The sequence below is a fragment of the Thalassorhabdomicrobium marinisediminis genome, assembly GCF_003072065.1.
Taxonomy (GTDB): domain Bacteria; phylum Pseudomonadota; class Alphaproteobacteria; order Rhodobacterales; family Rhodobacteraceae; genus Octadecabacter; species Octadecabacter marinisediminis.
The window spans coordinates 296,585-320,870 of sequence record NZ_QCYG01000002.1 but is presented as its reverse complement, the minus strand read 5'-3'; the positions used below and the strand labels follow the sequence as shown (position 1 = coordinate 320,870).

The window sequence follows — 24,286 nt, the reverse complement described above, 5'->3', positions numbered from 1 at the left end:
TTCGATGCGCGGCCGTCAGTCTGCTTGTTCGCAGGTGGCTTCTATAATCCGCGCAAGGGGCTTGTCTGAAAGCTCTTGCAGAAGGCCCAGAATGGCGCCGCGCCATCGGGGCGAGGCCGACACGTCGCTCGGGATCAGCCCCTCTATGGCTTCGAACCCTGCTAAAATGGCCTCGGGCGTGCCGGCATCCGCTGCGTCTCTGAGGCCGTCCGCGCGCGGATCGTTCAGCGCCGCGCCCGAAGGCAGCTCGCCCCTGCAATACCACATCCAGAGCCCGGCCACGAAGGCGAAGCTGTCAATGGGGCCATCCGTGGCAAGGGCGTCGGATGCGGGGGCAAAGATCCGTTGGGGGAGCTTTTCGGACCCGTCGCTTGCGATCTGCAACGTCTCATGGGCGATGCTGGGGTTGCGAAAGCGCGCGATCAGGGCCTCGCAATACTGTGGCACATCGATCCCGGGGAGGGCAGGCAGGGTCGCGGCAGCCTGCTGCAGATGCCGGCGCACGATCACCTCAAGGCAGGGGTCGGCCATGACATCGCGGACATAGGTCTTGCCCAGAAGCTGCCCCATATACGCGATCAGCGAATGGCTGCCGTTGAGCAAGCGCAACTTCATGCTCTCGTAGGCGGCGACGTCCTCGGTGAAGATCGCGCCCGCAGCCTCCCATGCCGGCCGGCCGGTCGGGAAAGTGTCTTCGATCACCCATTGGTGGAAAGGCTCGGTCTCGACTGCCAGCGCGTCATCGGTGCCGGTCAACGCACGCGCAAGGGCGCGGGTCTCGCCCGTTTGCGCGGGGGTGATGCGGTCCACCATCGATGACGGACAGGGCACAGTGTCGGCGATCCATTGGCCAAGGGCCGGATCATGCCGACGGGCGAAATCGATCAGGCCGGCGCGCAGGAACGCGCCATTGTCTGGCAGATTGTCGCAACACAGGACCGTGAAAGGCGCGATGCCGCGGTCACGCCGACGCTCCAGCGCCGTCACGATCAACCCGATGGCACCCACCGGCGCGCTGTCGCGGGCAAGATCGTGTGCGATGACCGGGTTTGAGGGATCGACGCCACCGGTCGCGCGATCGATGCCGTAGCCCTTTTCGGTCACCGTGGTGGTGACAACGCGGACGTTTTCATCACACAAGGCCTGCAGCACCTGATCGGGCTGGGTGCGGGCGCACAGGGCGTGGTCGATGCTGCCGATAATCTGCGCCCGCGTCCCCTCCGCCCCTTTCTCAAGCATCGTGAACAGCCCGTCCTGCTCGTTGAAATCTGCCGCGACCTCTTCGTTGCGCATGCTTACGCCGATGATTTTCCAGTCGCCCCCCTGCGCGGCCATGGCCGCATCGGTGTAGAACGCCTGATGCGCCTTGTGGAACGCGCCAAGACCAAGATGCACGATGCCGACGCGCCGGGCTGCGCGGTCATACTGCGGGGGGGCAGCGGTCTCTGCTACCGCGGCGAGGGTTTGCGCGGACAGCCGGGTCATGCGGCGGAGCCCGGATGCGACAGCGCCGCGATGATGCCGCGCAATTCCGCCAGCCCTTTCAGTCGCCCGACCGCCGGATAGCCCGGCTGGCTGTTCTGGCCCAGATCACTCAGAATGTCCTGCCCGTGATCGGGGCGGAACGGAATGTCACAATCGCTGCGGCCTTCGGCCTTGCGGCGCTGTTCCTCATCCAGAATGGCCGCGATCAGATCGACCATATCGGTCACGCCTTCGAGATGGGCGGCTTCATGAAACGAATTCGGGAGGGCTTCAGTCTCGCGCCGGACGTTGCGCAGATGCACGAAATGCACCCGCGATCCCAAACGGCGCATCATGCCCAGCAGATCGTTGTCCGCGCGCACGCCCAACGAGCCGCTGCACAGGGTGATGCCGTTCGCAGGCGAATCCACAGCCGCCATGAGGCGGGCATAATCCTCTTCGGTGGACATGATGCGCGGCAGGCCCAAAAGCGCAAAGGGCGGATCGTCGGGATGGCAACACAGGCGCGCGCCGACCTCTTCAGCCACGGGCACCACTTCGGTCAGGAAATCGATCTGGTGTTGGCGCAGACGGTCCGCGTCAATCCCGTCATAGGCGCGAAGATGGGCCCGGAGATCGGCGAGGGAATAGCCTTCTTCAGCGCCCGGCAGCCCGCAGATGACGTTTTGCATCAGCCGGTCAAGATCCGCATCGGTCATGGCGTCGCGTCGGGCCTGCGCCTGCTGCACGACGTCGGCGGGGAAGTCATCGCGCGCACCGTCACGGGCCAGCACGAAGAGATCGAAAATGGCGAAATCGATGACGTCGAACCGCATGCACCGCGCACCGTTGGGCAGCTCGTGCCCCAACTCGGTGCGCGTCCAGTCCAGAACCGGCATGAAGTTGTAGCAAATGACCGACACCCCGGCCTGCGCCAGATTGCGGATGCTTTGCTTGTAGTTTTCGATATGCGCCCGCCAGTCGCCGCGCTGCTGCTTGATCTCCTCGGACACCGGCAGGCTTTCGACCACGTTCCACACCAGACCCGTGGGTACCCCGTCCGGGGTTTGCGCAATCTGCTGTTGCCGCTGTTGGATCTCCGCCTGCGACCAGACCGTCCCGTTGGGGATGTGATGCAGGGCGCTGACGACGCCCTCCACGCCCGCCTGCCGCATATCGGCAACCGAAACCGTGTCCTGTGGTCCAAACCAACGCCAAGATTGTTGCATGTCGCCCTCCGCCGCCGCGCATAACGCGTTGAAAAGATGTCGGCCCCAGTCCGGCCTAAGTTGGATCATAACATTCTGTTGACTTGTATGGAAGTAGGCAAGTATAGAAATAGCGGGAGGATTTCGCTGTGGACTTGGTCGAAGTTGAGGGGTGGACGCTGGATCAGCGCAGAGCGGTGAGCCCGCAACTGCGCGCCATCTTGCGCAGCCGCATCATCCGCAATGACCTGCGCCCCATGTCGCGCCTGTCCGAACCGGAAATCGCGAAAGAATACGGCGTCAGCCGCCAGCCGGTGCGTGAAGCCTTCATCACCCTGATGAACGAAGGTCTGGTCGAGGTCCGCCCCCAGCGCGGCACCTATGTCTGCAAGATCGATTATAACGCCGTGTTGAACGCCCGTTTCGTGCGCGAAGCGGTTGAGGCGGACATCGCGCGCAAACTTGCGTCCGAAGGCCACGACCATCTGATCCGCGACCTGCGCGCCCAGCTGACCTTGCAACGGGATGTTTCCAAGGATTCGCCGGAAAGATTCATGGAGCTGGACGAACGGTTCCACATGACGCTTGCCCAAGGCGCCGGGGTCGCGAAATCCTGGGGCTTCCTTGAAGGCATCAAATCGCAAATGGATCGGGTGCGGTTCATCACCTTCGAAGAATTCCCCATCGCCAAGCTGATCGATCAGCACGAACGCATCGTCGATTTTATAGAGCAGAAAGCCGTGAGCGGAGCAGAGGACGCCATGCGCGCCCATCTGCGCGAGATTCTCAACAGCTTGCCGCGCGTTCAGGACCTTTACCCGGACTACTTCGAAAATTCGCACGGCCTGTCCGGCGAGAAAAAGTCACAACACCAGGAGGAGAGACCATGAAACTGATTTCAAAACTGACGACGCTGGCAGCCGCAAGCTGCATGGCGATCGCCACCGGCACAGCCGCGTTCAGCCAGGACCTGACGCTGAAGCTCGGGCACCTCGCGAATGAGGACAACTCTTGGCATCTGGCCTCGGTCCGCTTCGCTGAGGAACTCAGCGCGCTGACCGACGGTCGCATTGCCGTTGAGGTGTTCCCCAACGAATCGCTGGGCAAGGAGATCGACCTGATCAACGGCATGCAGCTGGGCACCGTGGACATGACGATCACCGGCGAGAGCCTGCAGAACTGGGCGCCGATGGCCGCCCTGCTGGCCGTGCCCTACGCCTATCGCTCGCTCGAGCATATGGACGAAGTGGCAAGCGGCGAGATCGGCGACCAGATCGAAGAGCAGATCATCGCCAACGCCCAGGTGCGTCCGATCGCCTATTTCGCACGCGGCCCGCGCAACCTGACGTCCCAGCGGCCGATCGAGACGCCGGCCGATCTGAACGGCATGAAGATGCGGGTGCCCAACGTGCCGCTTTTCGTTGACGTCTGGTCCGCGCTCGGGGCCTCGCCCACGCCGATGGCCTTCTCCGAGGTTTTCACCTCGCTCCAGAACGGCGTGATCGAAGGGCAGGAAAACCCCCTCGCACTGATCCGGTCCGCAAACTTCAACGAGGTGCAGGACTACGTGAACCAGACCGAGCACGTGCGGTCCTGGATCTACCTGACGCTCGCTGAATCCACCTGGGCCAAACTGTCCGAAGAAGATCAGGCCGCCGTTATGGAAGCGGCTGCCGCTGCGCAGGAATACGAGCGCAGCCTGCTGCTCGACAGTCTGGCCGCCGACAAGGCCTATCTTGAGGAAAACGGCATGACCTTCGTCGAAGTCGATGGCGCGGCCTTCCAGGCGGCGGCACGGGATGCGGTGCTTGCCAATGTCAGCGACGAGATCAAACCGATCGTCGAGGACCTGTTCGCCAACTAAGCACGCGAGCCTGACAAAGGGGATTGCCGGCACATTGGTCGGCAATCCCGCGACGTTCCCCGGAACCCGCCCCTAGCCGGAAGCAGTCCCATGGCCAGAATTGAAAGCATCCTCTACACCGTCTGCCGCATTGGCGTCGGTGTCTCTTTTTTCGTGTTGATCGTCACGGTCCTGACACAGGTGTTTGGTCGCACCTTCGGGTCGTCACCGATCTGGACCGAAGAGCTGACCCGCTTCTCCATGCTCTACATGGTGGCCTTTGGCGCGGGGCTGTCGTTGCGCTCGGGCGATCTGGTGAACGTCGATGTGGTCTGTGAGAATCTGGGCGGGCGCTGGCCCCGGCGGCTGCGGCTGGTCGCCGCTGCGGTGACGGCGGTGCTTTGCGCCTATCTTCTTCCGCATGCGTGGAAATATGTCTCAATCGGTGCGATGCAGACCTCGCCCGCCATGACGCTGCGCATGGATTTCGTTCATTTCGCAGTCTTCGGGCTGCTGCTCACCCTATTTGTTTTCTCAGCCTTCAGGGTCGCCGGCATGCTGTTCGCCGGTCGTGATGGCAAAGCAGACCCGCGCGAGGATCTTGACTGATGGGCCTTACAATCTTGATCCTGGTATTCGTTGGCGGGCTGGTGATCGGCCTGCCCGTGGCCGTAACGCTGGGCGTGAGCTCCCTTAGCTATCTTCTGGTGACGGGGATCCCGCCGGTGGTGATGCCGCAGAAGATGTATGCGGGCATGGATGTCTTCGTGCTTCTCAGCATTCCGGGCTTTATCCTTGCCGGGAACCTGATGAACCGCGGCGGGATCACCGAACGGATCATCCGGTTTGCCAACTCGCTCGTGGGATGGATCAGGGGCGGGCTTGGTCTGACCAACGTGGGCGCGTCGATGCTGTTTGGCGGGATCACCGGAACTGCTGTGGCGGACGCGGCCTCTATTGGAGGGGTGATGATTCCGGGGATGAAAAAGGCCGGGTATCCGGCCGATTTCTCGGCGGCGGTCACGGCGGCCTCTTCAACCGTGGGGCCGATCATTCCGCCCAGCGTCCCGATGATCATCGTCGGCGCGCTCTCGGGCATTTCCGTGGGCAAGATGTTTCTGGCCGGGGCCATTCCGGGCATCCTGATGGGGCTGGCCATGATGGTGACGACCTATCTGATTGCCCGCAAAAAGGATTTCCCCAGACAGGACTGGCAGGGACTTGGTGAAATCGGCCGGTCCTTCGGTGGGGCGTTCTGGGCGCTGGCGATGACCGGCATCATCCTTTACGGCCTGCTCAGCGGCATCGCCACGCCGACCGAAACCGCCATCGTCGCGTCGGTCTATGCGATGGTCATCGGCTTGCTCATCTACCGCGAACTGTCCCTGCGGGAGATTCCCAAGATCGTCGTGGACAGCGCCGTGTCTGCGACCGGCATCCTCTTGCTGGTGGGCTTCGCGAACGTCTTTGGCTGGATTCTGGTGTCGGAACAGATCCCGCAGGCCATTGCCTCGGCGGTCCTGTCGATGACGGACAACAAATTCCTCGTGATCCTGATCATCAACATCCTGCTTTTGCTGGTGGGCATGTTCATGGAGACAATCGCCGCATTGATCATCCTGTTCGTGCCGCTGCTGGCGCTGGCGGTTGCGGTGGATATCGAACCGTTGCATTTCGCCACATTCGCCGTGCTGAACCTGATGATCGGCCTAACCACGCCGCCGCTGGGCGTCTGCCTGTTCGTCTGCGCCGGCATCGCCCGCCTGCCGCTGACGCCTGTGGTCATCGCGATCCTGCCGTTTTTGCTCACCAACATCCTTGTGTTGTTGCTGGTGTCTTACGTGCCCGCCATCTCCACATGGCTGCCCTCTGTCCTTATGCCCTAGGAAATACCATGACCGTCAAAGCCTGTGTTCTTCACAAACAAAACGATCTGCGCATTGATGAGGTCGCCCTGCCCGACCTTGGCCCCGGAGATGTCCGCGTTGCCATGTCCCATGGCGGGATCTGCGGGTCGGACATGCATTACTATCAGCACGGCGGCTTCGGCCCCGTTCGCGTCGTTGAGCCGATCATTCTGGGGCACGAGGTTTCCGGCGTGATCGAGGCTGTGGGCGCACAGGTGCGTGATCTTCAAATCGGCGACCGTGTGGCCGTCAGCCCCAGCCGGCCCTGTTTCGACTGCGACTATTGCGCAAGCGAAGACTTCCAGCATTGCGCCAACATGCGCTTCATGGGCTCCGCACGCACGGTGCCCCATGTGCAGGGGGGCTTCCGATCGCACTTGGTAACCGAGCAGGGGCAGTGCTTCAAAGTTGGCAAGGATACCCCGCTGGCCAATGCCGCCTGCAGCGAGCCCCTTGCCGTCTGCCTGCACGCCGCAGCGCAGGCCGGACCGCTGGCGGGCAAGTCCGTGCTGGTCACCGGCGCGGGCCCCATCGGCGCGCTCTGCGTTGCGGTGGCCAAAATGCAGGGCGCGCGCAGCATCGTCGTGACCGACCTGTTTGATTTCACGCTGGGCGTGTCCGAGCAAATGGGCGCGACGACGACCCTCAATATCGGCGCGGACCCCGAGGGCGTGACCCGCCACGTGGCCGATCATGGCCCCTTCGATGTGGTGTTCGAATGCTCGGCGGCGGAACCGGCCATCCTCTCTGCCATCGCCGCGGTGCGTCCGCGCGGGACAATCGTGCAGGTGGGCGTCACCGGAAACCTGAACCTGCCGATCAACGCCATCGTCGGCAAGGAAATCACCTTCAAGGGCACGCACCGGTTCCACCCGGAATTCGCGCAGGCAGTGGACCTGATCGATCGCGGCGTGATCGACGTCACCCCGATCGTGACACAGACCTATCCCCTTGAAGACGCGGTCGCGGCGTTCAAGACCGCCGCCAACCGCGAAAAAGCGGTGAAAGTGCAACTCAAGCTCGACGGCGCCGCCTGATGACCTCGCCACTTCGGATTGCCTGTGTGGGCGAGGCCCTGATCGAACTCATCGCCCCGTCCCTGCCGGGGGAGGCGAGGCTCAACGTCGCCGGCGACACGCTGAACGCGGCGATCTACTTGCGCCGTGCCCTGCCCGAGCCCCATCGGGTGCATTTCGTGACCGCGCTGGGGACAGACCGCATGTCCGACCAGATGATCGACTTCATGCAGGCCGAGGGGGTCGAGACCGGCGAGATTGAACGCCGCGAGGGTCTGCGCCCCGGCCTATACTCCATTTCCAACGACCCCTCGGGCGAGCGCAGCTTTGGCTATTGGCGCGAGAATTCCGCGGCCCGGCGCATGTTTCAGACCGGCGCGACCTGCGATTTCAGCGCGCTGGATGGTTTCGACGTGATTTACATGTCCGCAATTTCTCTGGCGATCTTGCCCGCACCGGTGCGGGCGTCGCTGCTGGAGTGGATTGCGCAGCGCCGACAGGACGGCGTCCGGTTCGCGTTTGATTCCAATTACCGCCCCACATTGTGGGAAGACCTTGAAACCGCCCGCCACACCGTCGCGCGGGCATGGGCGTTGTGCGACATTGCCTTGCCGTCGGTGGACGACGAGATCGCGCTGTTTGGCGGCGGGGAAGCCGATGTTCTGGCGCGGTTTCACGCCCATACGGACTGCAGGGGCGCGCTGAAACGCGGACAGAATGGCCCCGTAGCAATCAACGACGACGGCGACCCCGCCGCGAATTTCCCCGCCGCCGAGGGCGTCGTCGACACGACCGCCGCCGGAGATAGCTTTTCCGGTGGCTTCCTCGGCGCCTACCTGCAGCATGGCTTCGTTGCCGATGCCATGGCGCAGGGTCACGACTTCGCGACGGCCGTGGTCAAACATCCCGGCGCAATCGTCCCGCGGGCGCTGTGGGATCAAATGTTCGAGCGGCCTTAACGCGTAAAATCGCAGCCGAAACCGAATTTCCAAAAGGGCTAAGCGGCGCGGAGCATAGATCAGGCAGGTTAGGCCTTCGCGCCTGCCTCCGACTGCGCCGTTTCGCGCTCCAAACGCCGGGCCGCCATGCCCGGTTGTGCGCCCCAAACGGTGATCCAGCGATAGAAGACAGGCGTTAAAAACAACGTGAAGACAGTGGCGAAGCCAAGGCCGCCAACGATCACCGAGCCGACCGCGATCCGGGCTTCCGCACCCGCTCCGGACGTCAGGACCAAAGGAAGACCGCCGAACACCGTCGAGACCATCGTCATCATGACCGGCCTGATCCGCAGCCGCATCGCGTCGCGGATGGCGCTGTCGATGTCTTGGCGTGCCTCGCGCAACTGGTTGGCAAGATCGACGATCAGGATGCCGTTCTTGGCCATGACGCCGATCAGCATGACCAGTCCGATCTGGCTATAATAATTCAGCGACCCACCGGTCAGCGAGATCGCCATCACGGCAGCGGCCAGCCCGAAGGGCACGGTCAGTATGATCACGACGGCGCTGGCGATGCTTTCGAACTGTGCCGCGAGGACCAGAAACACAACGATTAACGCCACGTCAAATACGATATACATGCTCGACTGGCTATCGCTCAGACTGGCCGCTTCACCGGTGAAGATAAGTCCCATGCCGTCCGGCAGCGCATCGGCGGCAATCGCCGAGAGACGCGCCATCGCCGTGCCAAGATCGACCCCCTCGCCGAGGTTGGCCTGCGCCGAGACGGCCAGAGAGCCGCCCTGCCGCGCAATCGAGGATCGGCTGACGGCCGGCTCTAACGTTGCCGCCGCCGACAGGGGCACATAGCTGCCGCCGGGCAACCGCAGGGAGATGGATTCAAGGTCTGACGGATCATCGATGGGCGGGCCACCGGGCACCACTTTGACGTCGATCTCGGAGTCGTTGTCGAACACGGTGACCGCAATGTTGCCCTGCACCATTGCGCTGACGGTGCGCGTGATTTCGGCCTCGGTGAGACCGAAGACGCTGGCCATGTCGGGATCGACCCGCACCTCGAACTGCGCCTGCACAGAGTCGCCTGACAACTGCGGATTGAGAAACGTTTCATCCTGCGCCATCAGCGCCACCAGATCTTCGGCGGCCTCGGTCATCGCCTCGACATCCTTGCCGGTGACGGCGAATTGCAGCCACCCCCGGCGCCGCGAATGTTCAGGCTGTTGGTCGACCGCGCGCTGACCTGCACACCGGGCACCGACGCAAGCTCGCCACTGATCTGGGCGATAAGATCGGATTGCGACCAGTCGCGCGCGTCCCAGTCCGGCGATGGCGAGCACGATCAAAGGCGCCCGGATCGCGTGATCGCTGATCCTGTCGAACAGACGCGCCGCCCGACCGGGGCCGCCCGTCGCAGCGGGCTTCGGACCCGTTTTGCCGGGGTCAAGAAACGCGGCCAGCACCGGGGCCAGCGTCAAGGCGGTGATTGACGATAAAGTTACCGCGAAGGCCAGCACGAAGCCGAATTCGCTGAACACGCCCCCCGCCTGCCCCGGCAGGAACGAGATCGGGATGAACACAGCCGCCAGCGTTGCTGTGGTAGAGATCACGGCAAAGAAGACTTCGTTCGTGCCCGCAACGGCGGCCGCGAAGGCGCCCATCCCCTGCTTTCGCTTGCGCACGATGTTTTCGATCACGACGATGGCGTCATCGACGACCATGCCCGTCGCCAGCACCAGCGCCAACAGGCTGATGGTGTTGACAGAGAAGCCGGTCAGCCAGATCGCAGCGAGGGTGCCGACCAGTGCGATGGGGATCGTGACGGCAGGAATGATCGTTGCCCGGGGCGAGCGCAGGAAGGCGAAGACCACCGCGATGACAATCACGGTCGCCAGCCCGATGGATTTGACCACCTCGTCGATTGACCCTTCGATGAAAGTGCCGTCGTCCGACGTAACGATCAGCTGCACGCCTTCGGGCAAGCTCATGCGCAGGTCCTCAACCGCGGCGCCGACCTCTTTCGAGATGGACAACGTGTTGCCGACCGATTGGCGGGTGATATCAAGCCCGACCGCCATCTGGCCGTTGACCCGCGTCAGCACGGCGCTGTCTTCGGGCACCAGCTGCACAAAGGCCACGTCCGAAATCCGCGTGTTGGCGTCGATCGGAACTTGCCCGACCGTATCCACTGTCACATCCGCCGTCCCCACGCGCAGGGCGAGGGTTTGCGTGGCCGATTCCAGCGTGCCAAGCGGCGTGTCGTCGCGCAGGGCCGCCAAGGCGTTCGAGACATCGAAAATCGTCAAGCCCCGTCCCAGCAGCGCGGGCATGTCCAACGTCACCCGAAACTCGTTCGCCTGATTGCCACGCACCGACACCTCGGCGATCCCGTCGATGGTCGACAGACGGTCATAGATCGGACCCTCGGCAAGCGCGGTCAATTCATCCTGACTGGCGTCGCCCAACAGCGCCAGGCGAATGATGGCATCCGCATTGCTGTCGCGTTTCGAGACCGTCGGCTCGCTGTCCAGATCATCGGGAAGCCGCCGCAGCGTGCCCGACACGATCTCGCGCGCTTCGTTTGCGGCAACGTTCACGTCGGTGCCGTCGGACAGGTCGATGGTGATACTGCTTGCGCCGGTCGAAGAAGAGGATTCCATATAGGATTTCGGCAGGATTTCTCGGAACAGGACTTTGAGCGGTTCGATAAAAGTTCCAAGAAGTGGCGCGAAGCACTTCCGAGGCGCTCGGTTTCTAATGCTGTGCTGCTACAACCAGGTTCTAACCGTGTCGCGTTTGACGACGAGCGTATCGTTGGGCTCTCGTATGAGGCATTGTTGAAGGATGGAGCGGTTGAGTTCGGCCTGAGGTTCGACGAAAGCCGAGTTCTTTTCCTTGCAGGCCGGTATACGCGATGGGCTGAAGTCTGGCCTCAAGCGCAAAAATTTCTTGGAGCGGCCATAGACCTTGTTCCAAAAGACAATCCAGTAATCTCGTTTGCTTCCGAATATACGGACTTATTCAGAGCGACCGGAGAATACGATGAGTTCGACGCGAACGGAATCCTTAGAACGGGCAGTCGTTTCATACCTTCCCATGTTTTCGAAAGAGCTGAAAATTTCCACTTTCATACAGGTTTTTTTGAGACTCGGGACGACCCTTCTCGACACAGGGTACTTACGCGTATCAACGCCGATCTCCGCGACAATGACGAAGAAAGGACCCGAGACTTTTCTTTGGTGCTGTTCCACCAGATATCCTCACATCGCGAACCTTGGAATGGCGAGACTGGTCTAGGTAGGGAAATCCTAGACCGTGGCTTGGATAATTTTCATAGCTTACATCAGATTGACAAAGACGTACTTCGAGAAATTTTGAACGATCAAATGTCAAATAGCATTGGACTCAATGATGTCAGATAGTAGCAGCGAGCTTCAGTTTTGGCGGTCAGTATCCGCAACAGACGTGCTTGAAAAAGTCTCCGATCTCCATACTGACAAATACAAGGAAAAAAACTGGGTAAGCAAGATCGAACAGTCTGCTGATGCGTGGTACGAACCACAGCCTGCTGGGCATATTGCAATTGCCGAATATGAGCATGCAGTAAACCGGGCTCGCCTGCGCGAGTTGGGTCGAGTGGAGCCCAACGCAACAGCTGCTCCAGCAACGCGGTTATGGTCAAATCATTATACAGAAGACCAAGCCTCAAGGCTGGAGTCCCGCGTCAGAGAATTTCTTTCATATAGCGACGATTGGGATGGCGACGGGGCAAAGGAGATTCCACTTCCTGCGATTTATGCCTCACTAAACTTCCTAGATGAGTTTAGACGCCGGTTTTCTGGTAGCGAACCTCGAAGTGCTGCACCCAGCCCAGATGGAGAAATTGCAATGTACTGGCACGGTCCGTCAGGCTACGCGGAGCTTAACTTCGACGGCTCTGGACGGACAACAATGTGCTGGGGCGATGAGTCAGATGAAATCGAACTGATTGAAGAGGGAATTGAGAACGTTGCTGAACCTAGTACGAGTGGTATTTGGAAGGTTCTTTCCGAATTTCTGGGGCAGCACCACCGCCAACAGCAAGGAAACTGATTGCAGGACGTTCTTTGGGCGTAGGAGCGAGATCGGAAAGGAGTTTTGGAGCGAACTTGGGAAAGCACATCCCCGCTGCGAATGCGAGGCTGTATCGGTAAGCTCGGACTCACCAGGACCGGTGTTGGATTGTGAGACCTTAGTCACAGTCGTGACCAGCAAAGGCTTTGTGGCACATGATGGTCGGGTCGAACCAACACTTTTCGAAAGCCGAATGAGCAATGGCATATCGACAGACCGGAAGAGTCACACGACACTTGCGGACTACGACCTGCGAGCGGAAAAACTAGTCGAAGATAACCCAAAGAAGGCGAACTACGGTTCAATTGAATTGTCCGTCCAGAGCATCCGCCGCATTGATCACGACAATGAACGTGCAATAGCAGTCTATGATACTGGTCTATCGGAAAATCCATCACACGCTGAAATTGCTTGCACAGAGGTACCACCCGCCGAAACGCCTGGCAGAAAAAAACTTAGAGCTAAGCTTAGGAAGAAAGTTCTAGATGCAGCACTCCATGATGGGTTGGTGATGAATTCGTCCGCATTGTTTTGAGTCGATACTGAGCTTTAGGACCTATTAGTGCGTAACCCCCCGTTCCGCATGCGCCTCCTGACTGTCTAGCTGTCCCTCAACCTCTCGGCGGCGGCCTTCGCTAAGGTCAAGCTCTGCTGCAAGCTCTCGTCCAGCGTCTTGTAGCTCACCTCGTCGTTCAACAATCCGCTCAAGGCCTTCATGGATGCGGCTTGTGAACGAATGAGCAAGGTCACGCAGTCTTTCAAGCCAGCCAGTTCCTTCTCGATCCTGCCGGTCGAGCGTGTCTCCAAGGCGGTCAAACCCTTCGCGGAGGCCTCTGAGGCCGTCACCAACCGCTCGACGCAGGCGAGCAAGTCGCGTTCCAAGGCTGTCAGTTGGGTCATCTAATCCTCCTCGATCCGAATGCAGGTGACGTGTTGCCCGCCCATCATGCAGGTGCGCAGGCGTGTCTTCGTCGGGTCCAGGATCAGCCAGGTCCCTTCGGGCCGTTCGATCCGTGTCAGGCCCATCTCTGTCAGTTCCGAGCGTGTCAGATGCACCGTCCAGAGCAAGCTCGCGGCCATCATCGAGACGATCCCCAGCAAGAACGTCCCCGTGATCAGCCAAGGCGAGATCGTCAGCCAGAGGCGGATCGAGCTCAGCTGCGTCTCGAAGATGCTCGTCGTCTCGGTCTGAAAGCGGCGCGTATCGCTCGCGATGGTATGCTGCGCGGCGCCCACAATATTCTTCAAATCGATCCTGAAGCTCTTGAGCTGGGACGAGATCGAGGCGACGTGTTCCTGCCTGATCCCGTCGAGCTCCGCGTTCAACTTCTCGCTCAGTCGGGTCGGCTTGCCAGTCTTCATGGAAAATCTCTCCTTTCAGCCGCCAGCGCTCACCCGTGTCGGGATCGCGGGCGGTGATGTAGGCCTTGCCGGTGCGCGGTAGTTCGAAGCCCGCGTCAGTGAGCGCCTCGACCATGCTCGCGCGGTCATTGATCATCCCGAGGTCGATTTGGTCCTGTATCCAGGCATGCAGCTCGTCGCGACCCTGGGCGCGGGTTGGGGCCTCGATGGTGTCCCGCACCTCCTGCGCGCGCTCGACATCCATCGGATCGGCCCAGCCGTGGCGCTGGTTCATCACATCCCGCAGGCTGTCGTAGGCGTCTTGGTAGCCGGGCGGCGCGATGTTGAGGCTCTTGCCCGTCGTCAGCTCCAGACGCGGTGTGCAGAAAGTGAAGCTCGACCCGGCCTTCATGGGCGTGCCGGACCCAGAGCACCTCATACTGCTCAGGGTCCAGCCCCGCGAAGGCCAGCCGCTCAAACTGGTCCATGACCTCGGCCTGCTGGTCCGCGGTCGGGTCGTCGGTATCGGCAAAGCTGATCACCCCCGCACGGTAGGTCCACTGGTGACGGCTGGCATCGATCACGGCCTCGGTGCGCTCGGGGTTGCCGCTCAGGACCTCAGGCAGCGGGTCGCGAGTGACGGTCTTGGGCTGGCCGTTAGCATCGCGGATCAAGTCGCGGTTGCCGTCATAGGCCAGCACGCGCTCCGCCACGAGATACCCGACCGGCCCCGCACCTGCGCCTTTGCCGTTGGGGAAGAACTTGATCAGCACCGCCGCGCCTCATCGAGGAGCGCGGCAAGCTGGCGTTCGATCACCACAAGGCGGCGCGCGACGGTCAGCGTGTCGAGGTCGGTGCGCCCGACCTTCATGGCATGGTTCAGCCAGCGGGCGATCTGGTTGAGGTTGCCGCCGATGCGTCCAACCGCCAGCACGAGCGCGGGATCGACGCGGGGAATGGGCTTGCGACGGCGGGCTTCAGTGAGGCCAAGAGCCTCGCGCAGAAGCGTTGCGGCGGGCAGGCAAGCAGCCTCGGCCTTGGCGCGTAGTTGGGCCTTCTCGGACGCGGTGCAGCGGAAGACGAAGGTCTCGCTCAGCGGCTCTTTGGTAAGGGCTTTGCCCGCGCCGGTGGGGTTCGAAGGGGAGGCTTGCCGCCCCTCGCAAGGTCCCGTGTCAGCAGCGCCAGCGTATGACATGGGTCGCCTTGCTGTTTGCTCTTTGGTGGGATTGGTGATGCTCATGATCTGAGGCGTGCCGCTTGAATTTGCGCCTGCGTCACTAGCGCTGCGGCTAGCAGTGCATCGACCTGCCCGGGCGTAATGTGGCGGCAAAGAGGGTGCTTTTCAGTCACCCAATTCGCCAAGCCTGCCAGCATCTCGGCTTCCTTCGCCTTTGTTGTTTCTCGGCCTTGGGCGATGCCCTCGACGCAGGTCCGCCAGCGACCCGACTTGAACCAGTTATCGGAGAAACAGACCTTCGACCGGGTGAAGCCTGCGCTCTCGAGAGCGTAGGCCTTCACAGCTTCAGTCAGGTCCTTGGCGCTGACGCCTTCGTCCAGCGCCGCTCTGATCAGTCTGAGACAGTCCGACTTCCCACGTAGACGGTCCGACGGATAGGCAGCCAGAACCTTCTCAGCCTCTTCGTCCTCCACCGCCACGCGCTCGCGCGTAGGAGGTTTATGGATGGTTTTAGGATGGTTTGGGGGCCGTGGTGGCCCCGGTGCCCCGGCCACTGTGGCCACCGTTCCGGGTCCAGTCTGGACGGGGTCCACTGTGGCCCCCGTATCAATCTCGGGTTCTGCGGTCAGTTCCAGCACCTCGATCCGGGCGAGATCGATCCGGTAAACGACGGTGAATCCGTTCTTGCACCCCCGCGCCCCGGTCTCGACCAAGATACCTTCCTTCAGGAAGTCCCGGATCGTGCGCTTGACCGTGGTCTCCCCCAGTTCCGTGTGCCGCTGGATCGTCCCCTTCGAACACCAGATGCCTGATCCATCATCTGACGCTTTGTCCGCTAGAAACATGATGATCTGCTTGCGCGTCGCACTCCCGAACTTCCGCTCCGCACACGCATTCGCCACCCGCCAGCTCATCGGATGGCCTCAAAAGCCGCACGGACGTGCGAATTTTGTACAGGTTTTGTACGAGATTTCGGTCGTTTTCGGGGAATTCGGCGGAAAACGAAACGGGCGTTTCTGCACGCTTCTGCACAACAGGCTGAAAATAAGCCATATTTTTCAGGCAGTTTTGGCGACCCCGGCAGGATTCGAACCTGCAACCTGCCCCTTAGGAGGGGGCTGCTCTATCCAGTTGAGCCACGGGACCACGCTGATTGAATGCCCGTTTGTCGCCGCCGCTGCAAGGGCTTGGACATCCGGGCGGTGCGGCGATACTCTTCGATCAAGCCCCAGAGACAGGACAGTATCTTGCAGCCCAGACCCAAACGCCCGCTGACACTCCGCGATGTTTCCGAAGCCTCCGGCGTGAGCGAGATGACCGTCAGCCGGGTGCTGCGCAACAAGGGTGACGTCAGCGCGACCACCCGGGAAAAGGTCCAGGCGGCGGCGCGGCGGCTCGGCTATGTCCCCAACAAGATCGCCGGCGCACTGGCGTCGCAGCGGGTGAACCTTGTTGCGGTCATCATCCCGTCGCTGGGCAACATGGTGTTTCCCGAAGTCCTGTCAGGCATCAGCGAAGAGCTGGAGGGCACCGATCTACAGCCCGTTGTCGGCGTGACGGACTACAAGCCCGAGAAAGAGGAAAAGGTCCTGTTCGAGATGCTCTCATGGCGGCCCTCGGGCGTGATCATCGCCGGGCTGGAGCATTCCGAAGCCTCGCGCGCAATGCTGCTGCAGGCGGGTATCCCCGTGGTCGAGGTCATGGACACCGATGGCGACCCCATCGACACCGCTGTCGGCATCTCTCATCGCCGGGCGGGGCGGCTGATGGCCGAAGCGATCCTTGACGCGGGATACAGCCGGATCGGCTTCATGGGCACAAAAATGCCCCTCGACCACCGGGCGCGCAAACGGTTTGAGGGGTTCACCCAGACGCTTGCCAAGGCGGGGGTCGAGATTGCGGATCAGGAGTTCTATTCGGGGGGCTCCGCGCTCGCCAAGGGGCGTGAGATGACGCACGCCATGTTGGCCCGCTCCCCCGATCTGGATTTCCTGTATTATTCCAATGACATGATCGGTGCGGGCGGGCTGTTGTATTTGCAGGAACAGGGCGCGGATATTCCCGGATCGATCGGGCTTGCGGGCTTCAACGGTGTGGAACTGCTTGACGGCTTGCCCAGAAAGCTCGCCACCATGGATGCCTGCCGCAAAGAGATCGGTCAGACCGCCGCGCGGATCATCGCCGCGCGCAATTCCGACGGGGCGTCCGAGGAGGGGCAGACGGTGGAGCTCTCGCCGACGCTGTCACGCGGCGATACCCTGCGGGACGCCTGAACGGTGGCCGCATCGGACAGCCTGAGCGGCAGTTGGACCGGCCGATACGACTACGACAATGTGGCCTACGGCACGCCGGTGACCTTCGACGCGGTGCTGACCGAGACCGGCGCCACCCTGCGCGGCGAGGTTGTCGAGCCGAACTCCTTCCGCGACGATTGCGCCGACACGCTGCTGGCGGTCTTGATCGGCACGCGGCAGGGATCGCGGGTGCAGTTTCTGAAAACCTACACGGATTTCGACAACGGAGAGCCACCGCTCTACGTGGGCCACGTTAATCCAACGGCCACGCGAATCGCCGGGCGTTGGCATTTTCCAATGAACCCGGGGGTAAAGGGCACCTTCCTGCTTGCGCGGACGGCACAGGCCGCCGTTCGCCGGACCACCAGTGCCACAGTCGAACGGGTCATCGACGCCTGACGGCGCAAAACTTACAGCATATCCGGGGGAAAGAAAGAGTGGTGAGCCGTGATGGGTTCGAACCATCGACCTACTGATTAAAAGTCAGTTGCTCTACCAACTGAGCTAACGGCCCACGAGGGCAGCGTTTAGAAATCATCGGGCACAGGGTCAACCCCTAAATCGCGCCCGAGGCTGGATTCATTTCCGGCACTCCCCTATATGCGCCCCCATGAGCCATTCCACAGATATTTTGCCGTTCATGAAGATGCACGGCTTGGGCAACGATTTCGTCGTGATCGATGAACGCGGCACGCCGTCGCGCCTGACCGAAGGGATCGTGCGAGCGATGGCGGACCGGCATCGTGGGGTGGGATTCGACCAGCTTGCGGTCCTGTCGGACAGTGACGCCGCCGATGTGCATCTGACGTTCCATAACGCCGACGGCAGTACCTCGGCTGCCTGCGGCAACGCCACCCGCTGTATCGCCCGGTTTCTGATGGACGAGAGCGGAGCGGCAGCGCTGTCGCTCACCACTGATCGCGGTACGCTTCAGGCGCGGGATGCCGGCGACGGGCTGACCTCGGTCAACATGGGCCAGCCGCAACTCACGTGGGAGGCAGTGCCCCTTGCCCGGGATGTCGACCTCGACGCGCTGCCCATCGACGGGACGCCTGTGGCCACCGGAATGGGCAATCCCCATTGCACCTTCTTCGTAGATGACGTCGCCGACGTGGCGCTTGAGGCGCGGGGGGCCGAGATCGAACACCATCCGCTGTTTCCCGAGCGGACCAACGTGCAATTCGCGCAGGTGCTGGGGCCGGACCATCTGCGGATGCGGGTCTGGGAACGCGGCGTCGGCGTGACGCTGGCGTCCGGCTCGTCGTCCTGCGCCACGGCGGTCGCGGCCCATCGTCGGGGTCTGACCGGCCGCGCGGTGCGGATCGATCTGGATGGCGGCACAATCCACATCGACTGGCGCGAGGACGGGGTCTGGATGACAGGCCCGACCGGCCATGTCTTCGACGGAGAGTGGCACCTATGAACGCGCCCAAGTTCACCACGCTGGGCTGTCGTCTGAACGCCTATGAGACCGAGGCGATGAAAGAGCTCGCAGGCGCCGCCGGGGTCGAGAATGCCGTGGTGGTGAACACCTGTGCGGTGACCGCGGAAGCCGTGCGCAAGGCCAAAAAGGAAATCCGCAAGCTGCGCCGCGACAACCCGGATGCGACGTTGATCGTCACCGGCTGCGCCGCGCAGACCGAGCCGGAAACCTTCACCGCCATGCCCGAGGTCTCGAAGGTCATTGGCAACACCGAGAAGATGCAGGCCGAGACCTGGGCCGGCATGGCGCCCGATCTGATCGGCAGCACGGAACCGGTGCAGGTGGACGACATCATGTCGGTGACCGAGACCGCGGGCCACCTGATCGACGGCTTCGGCACCCGCAGCCGCGCCTATGTGCAGGTGCAAAACGGCTGCGATCACCGCTGCACGTTTTGCATCATCCCCTATGGCCGCGGCAATTCCCGTTCGGTCCCGGCAGGGGTGGTCGTGGAACAGATCAAGCGGCTGGTGGACAAGGGCTACAACGAGGTCGTGCTCACCGGCGTCGATCTCACGTCCTGGGGCGCGGACCTGCCGGCGCAGCCGAAGTTGGGCGATCTGGTCATGCGTATCCTGAAGCTGGTGCCCGACCTGCCGCGCCTGCGCATCAGCTCCATCGACAGCATCGAGGTGGACGAGAACCTGATGCAGGCGATTGCCACCGAGCCGCGCCTGATGCCGCACCTGCACCTGAGCCTGCAACACGGCGACGACCTGATCCTCAAGCGCATGAAACGGCGCCACCTGCGCGACGACGCGATCCGCTTTTCCGAAGAAGCCCGCAAGTTGCGCCCCGAGATGACCTTCGGCGCCGACATCATCGCCGGTTTCCCGACCGAAACGGACGCCCATTTCGAGAACTCGCTGAAGCTGGTCGACGACTGCGCGCTCACATGGTTGCACGTCTTCCCCTATTCGCCGCGTCAGGGCACCCCGGCGGCGCGGATGCCTGCGGTAAATGGCCCCGACATCAAGGCCCGCGCCGCCCGGTTGCGTGCCAAGGGCGATGCTGCCGTGGCCCGCCACCTTGCCGCGCAGCAGGGCCAAACCCACCGCGTGTTGATGGAAAATCCCCGCATGGGGCGCACCGAACAATTCACCGAAGTGCTGTTCGACACCGACCAGCCCGAATCGCAGATCGTCGGCGCCAGAATCACCGGGCAGACCGACACGCAACTCTTGTCTTCATCTGACTGAAAAACTCCCCCCGGAGGGCCGCTCAATGCCAACTCCCATCCTCTACAGTTTTCGCCGCTGCCCCTATGCCATGCGCGCACGGCTTGCCATCGCCTCCTCGGGGGTGACGGTGCACCTGCGCGAGGTCGTGTTGCGCGACAAGCCGCAAGCCATGCTCGACGCATCGCCTAAGGGCACAGTCCCGGTTCTGGTGGCCGAAACCGTGGTCGACGAATCCCTCGACATCATGCATTGGGCGCTGCGCCAGTCCGATCCCGAGGGGTTGCTGCAGGTCCGCCCGGACGCCGCCGCAGCCCTGATCGCCGAGTCCGACGGGCCGTTCAAGACGGCGCTGGATCGCACCAAATACGCCGTGCGCTACCCCGACCTCGACCCCGCAGAAAGCCGCGCCGCTGCAGCGGCTTTCGTGGCCAAGCTGGATGCTCAGCTCGACGGCAAACCCTGGCTTTTCGGAGAGCGCCCCAGCCTTGCCGATCTGGCGATCCTGCCTTTCGTGCGCCAGTTTGCCCACACCGATCTGGACTGGTGGACCGCGCAGCCCTTCGCCTATGCCCAGGCCTGGCTTGCGGCGTTCAAGGAGTCCGACCGGTTCCGCGCGGTGATGACGAAATACACCCCTTGGAAAGAGGGCGACGCCGTGGTCCTGTTTCCCTGATCTATCCGGATCACCCCGAGTCAAAGGAGCCGCGCCCGTGAAACTTCTCATGTCCCCACCCTCCCCTTTCGCGCGCAAGGTGCGCGTCCTGCTGCGCGAGGTTGATTTGCTCGACCGGGTCGCGGAACAGCAGGTCTCGACCTCGCCGCTGGCCTCCGCGCCCGACGCGCTGGCGGCAAACCCTTTGGGCAAGATCCCCGCCTTGCTGCGTGACGATGGTCCGGCGCTCTACGACAGCCGCGTGATCACCCGATACCTCAATGATCTGGCGGGCGCGAAACTCTATCCCGACAGCAGCCTTTACGAGGTGCTGACGCTCGAGGCGACGGCGGATGCGATCATGGAGGCCACCGTAGCCATGACCTATGAGGTGCGCCTCCGCCCCGAAGCGCAGCAATCCGACGACTGGATAGACGCGCAATGGGCCAAGGCCGCCCGCGCCATCGCCGCGATCGACGCCCGCTGGATGAGCCACCTGCACGGGCCGCTGAACATGGCGCAGATCGCCGTGTCCTGTGCGCTGGCCTATGTGGACCTGCGCCACGGCGACCGCGACTGGCGCGATGGCAACGACGCCCTTGCCGCCTGGCAGGCCACGTTCGAGGCGCGCGACGCCATGCAGGCCACCAAACCCTAGTGTTGCAAAGGGGCGGTCCAATCGCCGCACTGCGCCAAAACAACGTGAAACACGCTGGACCCCAAGCCTCTTGATCGCTAGTAAACAGGCGGAATGAGGTCTCTTTTAGGGACTCTCATCGTATTTGACGGGCTTTTGGCCCCAAAAAATTCGGAGACAGACACGTGTCTAACGCAGAAGACCATCACGGAACGCGCCGCGATTTTATCTACTACGCCACCGCCGGCGCCGGTGCCGTCATCACAGGCGCCGCCGTCTGGCCGCTTGTCAATCAAATGAACCCGTCGGCTGATGTGCTTGCGTTGGCGTCGATTCGCGTCGATGTGGCGGATGTGGCCCCCGGCACGCAGCTGACCGTGCTGTGGCAGGGCAAGCCGGTGTTCATCCGCCGCCGCACCGAGGCCGAGATCACGGCCGCACGCGAAGTCGACGTCGCCGCGCTGCCCGATCCGCTGGCCAACAATGACAACCTGACCGGTGCCGAACCTGCAACGGACGAAAACCGCACGCTGGACGAAGCCGGTGAATGGATGGTGCAGATGGGCGTCTGCACGCACCTTGGCTGTGTGCCACTGGGCGACGGTGCCGGTGACTTCGGCGGCTGGTTCTGCCCCTGTCACGGCTCTCACTACGACACCGCTGGCCGGATCCGCAAAGGTCCTGCCCCACGCAACCTGCCGGTGCCCACCGCGTCCTTCGTGGACGACACCACCCTTCAACTCGGTTAAGGAGAGCGATACATGAGCGGTATCCCACACGACCACTACGAACCGAACTCCAAGGCCGAACACTGGGTCGAGAGCCGGTTGCCGATCCTCAGCCTGCTGCATGGCACGCTGATGATTCCGACGCCCAAGAACCTCAACTGGATGTGGATCTGGGGCATCGTTCTGGCGTTCACACTGGCCTTGCAGATCGTCACCGGCATCGTGCTTGTCATGCACTACACGCCGCACATCGATCTGGCCTTCTCTTCGGTCGAGCACATTATGCGCGACGTGAACGGCGGCCACATGATCCGCTATTTCCACATGAACGGCGCGTCGCTGTTCTTCGTTGCGGTCTATGCGCACATGTTCCGTGGTCTTTACTACGGATCGTACAAGGCCCCGCGTGAAATCACCTGGATCATCGGCATGTTGATCTTCCTGCTGATGATGGGCACCGCCTTCATGGGCTACGTTCTGCCATGGGGTCAGATGTCGTTCCACGGCACCGCGGTGATCACCGGCCTGTTCGGCGCGATCCCGCTGGTGGGGGAAAGCATCCAGACCTGGCTCTTGGGCGCCTCGGCCGTGGGTCAGCCTGCGCTGAACCGCTTCTTCTCGCTGCACTATCTGCTGCCCTTCCTGATCGCCGGGCTCGTAATCGTGCACATCTGGGCCTTCCACTCGACCGGGAACAACAACCCCACCGGGGTCGAAGTGCGCCGCACCTCGAAGGCCGAAGCCGAGAAAGACACCCTGCCCTTCTGGCCCTACTTCGTGATCAAAGACCTGTTCGCGCTGGCTGTGATCCTCGCTGTCTTCGTGGCCGTCGTGGGCTTTATGCCCAACTACCTCGGCCACCCCGACAACTACGTTGAGGCGAATGCCCTGGTCACCCCGTCGCACATCGTGCCCGAATGGTACTTCCTGCCGTTCTACGCGATCCTGCGCGCCTTCACGCCAGACGTCTGGGTGGTGATGCTGGCCGACTGGATCAGCTTCGGCCTGATCGACGCCAAGTTCTTCGGCGTTCTGGCCATGTTCGGCGCGATCGCGGTGATGGCACTGGTGCCATGGCTCGACACGTCGTCGGTGCGCTCGGGTCGTTACCGTCCGATGTTCAAATGGTGGTTTGCGCTTCTCGTCGTGGACTTCATCGTCCTGATGTGGGCCGGGGCCATGCCGGCCGAGGGGATCTATCCGATCATCGCCCTCATCGGTGCGACTTACTGGTTTGCCTATTTCCTCGTGATCCTGCCGCTGCTGGGCGTTATCGAAAAGCCGATGACCCCGCCCGCGACGATCGAGGATGACTTCAACGCGCACTATGCGCCGAACGTCGGTGGCACCCATACCATCGTTGATCCGGCCGAGTGAGAAAGGACCCAAGACTGATGTTCCGTAAACTCATCCTCTCGACCGCTGCGGTCCTTGGCCTCGCCTCTGGTGCTGCCTATGCCGCAGGCTCCGAAGCCCATGTCGAGGATTTCGACTTCTCCTTCGAGGGTCCGTTCGGCTCATACGACACCAACCAGTTGCAGCGCGGTCTGCAGATCTACACCGAGATCTGCGCCGGTTGCCACGGGCTGAAATACGTGTCGTTCCGCAACCTGCATGACGAAGGCGGTCCCGCGCTGCCCGAGGATCAGATGCGCGCCTATGCGGAGTTCTACGAGGTTTTCGACGAGACTCTGTTCGACGGTGAGGGCGATTTCCGCCCCGCTACCCCCGCCGACCGGTTCCCCGAAAGCAATCTGGCGAGCGCACCTGACCTGAGCCTGATGGCGAAGGCGCGGGCAGGCTTCCACGGCCCCTATGGCACCGGGATCAACCAGTTCCTCAAAGGCATGGGCGGCGCGGAATACATCGCCTCGCTGCTCAATGGCTATGCCGAGCCTCCGGCCTGTGCGCCCGACGATTTTGACGGCTATTACAACACCGTCTTTACCGCAGGTGGCTATCCGGAAGACTGCCTCGACGCGAACGGCAAGCACACCTATCCGGGCAGCTGGATCGCCATGGCGCCGCCGCTCTATGACGGTGCGGCAGAATTCGCCGACGGCCACGCCAACGACGTTGAAAGCATGTCGGCAGATGTGGCGGCCTTCCTGATGTGGACGGCCGAACCCAAGCTGAACGCCCGCAAGCAGGCTGGCCTGACCGGCGTGATCTTCCTCGTGGTGTTGTCGGTCCTGCTCTACCTGACCAACAAGCGTCTGTGGGCGCCCCACAAGGGCGGCGCGCACCGCAAGGACTGATCCTTGAATGCATCCAATACGAAAGGCC

Annotated in this window: 25 protein-coding genes and 2 tRNA genes; 17 read left to right on the top strand and 10 right to left on the bottom strand. The window is 62.2% G+C overall.

The features are described 5' to 3' along the window. Positions 1–15 precede the first annotated feature (15 nt). Positions 16–1,485: a mannitol dehydrogenase family protein gene (locus DC363_RS03920; RefSeq protein WP_108639819.1), complete on the bottom strand. Its 1,470-nt coding sequence runs from the start codon at positions 1,483–1,485 to the stop codon at positions 16–18. Further along, positions 1,482–2,693, bottom strand: coding sequence for a mannonate dehydratase (uxuA, locus tag DC363_RS03915; RefSeq protein ID WP_108639950.1), 1,212 nt, complete (start codon positions 2,691–2,693; stop codon positions 1,482–1,484). The genes DC363_RS03920 and uxuA overlap by 4 nt, the downstream gene beginning before the upstream one ends. A 128-nt stretch (positions 2,694–2,821) precedes the next feature. Here uxuA and DC363_RS03910 point away from each other — a divergent pair, with 128 nt between their 5' ends. The 6 genes from DC363_RS03910 (at position 2,822) to DC363_RS03885 (ending at position 8,397) form a co-directional block, all read left to right on the top strand. After that, entirely contained in the window at positions 2,822–3,562 is a 741-nt protein-coding gene (locus tag DC363_RS03910; RefSeq protein WP_241962915.1) for a GntR family transcriptional regulator, read from the top strand. Then, positions 3,559–4,536 (top strand): TRAP transporter substrate-binding protein, encoded by a 978-nt coding sequence (locus DC363_RS03905; RefSeq protein ID WP_108639818.1) that lies wholly within the window; start codon positions 3,559–3,561, stop codon positions 4,534–4,536. Before DC363_RS03910 ends, DC363_RS03905 begins: the two co-directional genes overlap by 4 nt. Positions 4,537–4,626: 90 nt before the next feature. Then, positions 4,627–5,124, top strand: a complete 498-nt coding sequence (locus tag DC363_RS03900; RefSeq protein ID WP_108639817.1) for a TRAP transporter small permease — start codon at positions 4,627–4,629, stop codon at positions 5,122–5,124. Continuing rightward, positions 5,124–6,401, top strand: a complete 1,278-nt coding sequence (locus DC363_RS03895) for a TRAP transporter large permease (RefSeq protein WP_108639816.1) — start codon at positions 5,124–5,126, stop codon at positions 6,399–6,401. The genes DC363_RS03900 and DC363_RS03895 overlap by 1 nt, the downstream gene beginning before the upstream one ends. Before the next feature lie 8 nt (positions 6,402–6,409). Further along, positions 6,410–7,459: an L-idonate 5-dehydrogenase gene (locus DC363_RS03890; RefSeq protein WP_108639815.1), complete on the top strand. Its 1,050-nt coding sequence runs from the start codon at positions 6,410–6,412 to the stop codon at positions 7,457–7,459. Beyond that, complete coding sequence (locus tag DC363_RS03885) at positions 7,459–8,397, top strand: sugar kinase (RefSeq protein ID WP_108639814.1); 939 nt, start codon at positions 7,459–7,461, stop codon at positions 8,395–8,397. Before DC363_RS03890 ends, DC363_RS03885 begins: the two co-directional genes overlap by 1 nt. Before the next feature lie 68 nt (positions 8,398–8,465). Here DC363_RS03885 and DC363_RS03880 read toward each other — a convergent pair whose 3' ends face one another. After that, on the bottom strand, positions 8,466–11,054 hold the full coding sequence (locus tag DC363_RS03880) for an efflux RND transporter permease subunit (protein ID WP_241962914.1): 2,589 nt from the start codon (positions 11,052–11,054) through the stop codon (positions 8,466–8,468). Between the two features lie 751 nt (positions 11,055–11,805). Between DC363_RS03880 and DC363_RS16650 the strand changes: the two genes are divergently transcribed. After that, complete coding sequence (locus DC363_RS16650) at positions 11,806–12,486, top strand: hypothetical protein (protein ID WP_146180743.1); 681 nt, start codon at positions 11,806–11,808, stop codon at positions 12,484–12,486. A gap of 124 nt (positions 12,487–12,610) precedes the next feature. Then, a complete protein-coding gene (locus DC363_RS16645) occupies positions 12,611–13,042 on the top strand; it encodes a hypothetical protein (protein WP_146180742.1) in 432 nt (143 codons plus the stop codon). 65 nt (positions 13,043–13,107) lie between these two features. On the opposite strand, the gene DC363_RS17105 is transcribed toward DC363_RS16645, so the two are convergent. From DC363_RS17105 to DC363_RS03860, 6 genes are all read right to left on the bottom strand, one after another. Continuing rightward, positions 13,108–13,407 (bottom strand): hypothetical protein, encoded by a 300-nt coding sequence (locus DC363_RS17105; protein ID WP_241962913.1) that lies wholly within the window; start codon positions 13,405–13,407, stop codon positions 13,108–13,110. Beyond that, the gene (locus DC363_RS17100; protein WP_241962912.1) at positions 13,408–13,869 is read right to left on the bottom strand and encodes a hypothetical protein; all 462 of its coding nucleotides are present in this window, start codon (positions 13,867–13,869) and stop codon (positions 13,408–13,410) included. Between the two features lie 125 nt (positions 13,870–13,994). After that, entirely contained in the window at positions 13,995–14,621 is a 627-nt protein-coding gene (locus DC363_RS17095; protein WP_241962911.1) for a relaxase/mobilization nuclease domain-containing protein, read from the bottom strand. Beyond that, positions 14,615–15,043 carry a plasmid mobilization protein gene (locus tag DC363_RS03870; RefSeq protein ID WP_108639813.1) on the bottom strand — a complete coding sequence of 143 codons (429 nt, stop codon included), beginning with the start codon at positions 15,041–15,043 and terminating at the stop codon, positions 14,615–14,617. The genes DC363_RS17095 and DC363_RS03870 overlap by 7 nt, the downstream gene beginning before the upstream one ends. Positions 15,044–15,084: 41 nt before the next feature. After that, positions 15,085–15,939, bottom strand: coding sequence for a hypothetical protein (locus tag DC363_RS03865; RefSeq protein WP_108639812.1), 855 nt, complete (start codon positions 15,937–15,939; stop codon positions 15,085–15,087). A 155-nt stretch (positions 15,940–16,094) separates the two neighbouring features. Beyond that, positions 16,095–16,171: transfer RNA gene (locus tag DC363_RS03860), tRNA-Arg, on the bottom strand. 101 nt (positions 16,172–16,272) lie between these two features. On the opposite strand from DC363_RS03860, the gene DC363_RS03855 reads away from it, so the two are divergent. After that, positions 16,273–17,298, top strand: a complete 1,026-nt coding sequence (locus DC363_RS03855; RefSeq protein ID WP_241962910.1) for a LacI family DNA-binding transcriptional regulator — start codon at positions 16,273–16,275, stop codon at positions 17,296–17,298. Between the two features lie 3 nt (positions 17,299–17,301). Beyond that, positions 17,302–17,718, top strand: coding sequence for a hypothetical protein (locus DC363_RS03850; protein ID WP_108639810.1), 417 nt, complete (start codon positions 17,302–17,304; stop codon positions 17,716–17,718). A gap of 39 nt (positions 17,719–17,757) precedes the next feature. On the opposite strand, the gene DC363_RS03845 is transcribed toward DC363_RS03850, so the two are convergent. Further along, positions 17,758–17,833, bottom strand: a tRNA-Lys gene (locus DC363_RS03845). A 96-nt stretch (positions 17,834–17,929) separates the two neighbouring features. On the opposite strand from DC363_RS03845, the gene dapF reads away from it, so the two are divergent. From dapF to DC363_RS03810, 7 genes are all read left to right on the top strand, one after another. Further along, positions 17,930–18,742 (top strand): diaminopimelate epimerase, encoded by an 813-nt coding sequence (gene dapF, locus DC363_RS03840; protein WP_108639809.1) that lies wholly within the window; start codon positions 17,930–17,932, stop codon positions 18,740–18,742. Further along, positions 18,739–20,001 carry a tRNA (N(6)-L-threonylcarbamoyladenosine(37)-C(2))-methylthiotransferase MtaB gene (gene mtaB / locus DC363_RS03835; RefSeq protein WP_108639808.1) on the top strand — a complete coding sequence of 421 codons (1,263 nt, stop codon included), beginning with the start codon at positions 18,739–18,741 and terminating at the stop codon, positions 19,999–20,001. Before dapF ends, mtaB begins: the two co-directional genes overlap by 4 nt. 25 nt (positions 20,002–20,026) lie before the next feature. Next, a complete protein-coding gene (locus DC363_RS03830) occupies positions 20,027–20,656 on the top strand; it encodes a glutathione S-transferase (protein ID WP_108639807.1) in 630 nt (209 codons plus the stop codon). A gap of 37 nt (positions 20,657–20,693) precedes the next feature. Then, positions 20,694–21,293 carry a glutathione S-transferase gene (locus DC363_RS03825; protein ID WP_108639806.1) on the top strand — a complete coding sequence of 200 codons (600 nt, stop codon included), beginning with the start codon at positions 20,694–20,696 and terminating at the stop codon, positions 21,291–21,293. Positions 21,294–21,457: 164 nt separating this feature from the next. Further along, positions 21,458–22,021 (top strand): ubiquinol-cytochrome c reductase iron-sulfur subunit, encoded by a 564-nt coding sequence (gene petA / locus DC363_RS03820; protein WP_108639805.1) that lies wholly within the window; start codon positions 21,458–21,460, stop codon positions 22,019–22,021. Between the two features lie 12 nt (positions 22,022–22,033). Next, positions 22,034–23,377 (top strand): cytochrome b, encoded by a 1,344-nt coding sequence (locus DC363_RS03815; RefSeq protein WP_108639804.1) that lies wholly within the window; start codon positions 22,034–22,036, stop codon positions 23,375–23,377. Positions 23,378–23,394: 17 nt separating this feature from the next. Beyond that, a complete protein-coding gene (locus tag DC363_RS03810; protein ID WP_108639803.1) occupies positions 23,395–24,258 on the top strand; it encodes a cytochrome c1 in 864 nt (287 codons plus the stop codon). The last annotated feature ends 28 nt before the right edge of the window (positions 24,259–24,286 follow it).

Excerpts from the sequence above, each read along its gene's own strand:
- DC363_RS03920 (WP_108639819.1), bottom strand. The coding sequence starts at position 1,485 with ATGACCCGGCTGTCCGCGCAAACCCTCGCCGCGGTAGCAGAGACCGCT.
- uxuA (WP_108639950.1), bottom strand. The coding sequence starts at position 2,693 with ATGCAACAATCTTGGCGTTGGTTTGGACCACAGGACACGGTTTCGGTT.
- DC363_RS03905 (WP_108639818.1), top strand. The coding sequence starts at position 3,559 with ATGAAACTGATTTCAAAACTGACGACGCTGGCAGCCGCAAGCTGCATG.
- DC363_RS03900 (WP_108639817.1), top strand. The coding sequence starts at position 4,627 with ATGGCCAGAATTGAAAGCATCCTCTACACCGTCTGCCGCATTGGCGTC.
- DC363_RS03895 (WP_108639816.1), top strand. The coding sequence starts at position 5,124 with ATGGGCCTTACAATCTTGATCCTGGTATTCGTTGGCGGGCTGGTGATC.
- DC363_RS03890 (WP_108639815.1), top strand. The coding sequence starts at position 6,410 with ATGACCGTCAAAGCCTGTGTTCTTCACAAACAAAACGATCTGCGCATT.
- DC363_RS03885 (WP_108639814.1), top strand. The coding sequence starts at position 7,459 with ATGACCTCGCCACTTCGGATTGCCTGTGTGGGCGAGGCCCTGATCGAA.
- DC363_RS03880 (WP_241962914.1), bottom strand. The coding sequence starts at position 11,054 with ATGGAATCCTCTTCTTCGACCGGCGCAAGCAGTATCACCATCGACCTG.
- DC363_RS16650 (WP_146180743.1), top strand. The coding sequence starts at position 11,806 with ATGTCAGATAGTAGCAGCGAGCTTCAGTTTTGGCGGTCAGTATCCGCA.
- DC363_RS17105 (WP_241962913.1), bottom strand. The coding sequence starts at position 13,407 with ATGACCCAACTGACAGCCTTGGAACGCGACTTGCTCGCCTGCGTCGAG.
- DC363_RS17100 (WP_241962912.1), bottom strand. The coding sequence starts at position 13,869 with ATGAAGACTGGCAAGCCGACCCGACTGAGCGAGAAGTTGAACGCGGAG.
- DC363_RS03870 (WP_108639813.1), bottom strand. The coding sequence starts at position 15,043 with ATGTCATACGCTGGCGCTGCTGACACGGGACCTTGCGAGGGGCGGCAA.
- DC363_RS03865 (WP_108639812.1), bottom strand. The coding sequence starts at position 15,939 with ATGAGCTGGCGGGTGGCGAATGCGTGTGCGGAGCGGAAGTTCGGGAGT.
- dapF (WP_108639809.1), top strand. The coding sequence starts at position 17,930 with ATGAGCCATTCCACAGATATTTTGCCGTTCATGAAGATGCACGGCTTG.
- mtaB (WP_108639808.1), top strand. The coding sequence starts at position 18,739 with ATGAACGCGCCCAAGTTCACCACGCTGGGCTGTCGTCTGAACGCCTAT.
- DC363_RS03830 (WP_108639807.1), top strand. The coding sequence starts at position 20,027 with ATGCCAACTCCCATCCTCTACAGTTTTCGCCGCTGCCCCTATGCCATG.
- DC363_RS03815 (WP_108639804.1), top strand. The coding sequence starts at position 22,034 with ATGAGCGGTATCCCACACGACCACTACGAACCGAACTCCAAGGCCGAA.
- DC363_RS03810 (WP_108639803.1), top strand. The coding sequence starts at position 23,395 with ATGTTCCGTAAACTCATCCTCTCGACCGCTGCGGTCCTTGGCCTCGCC.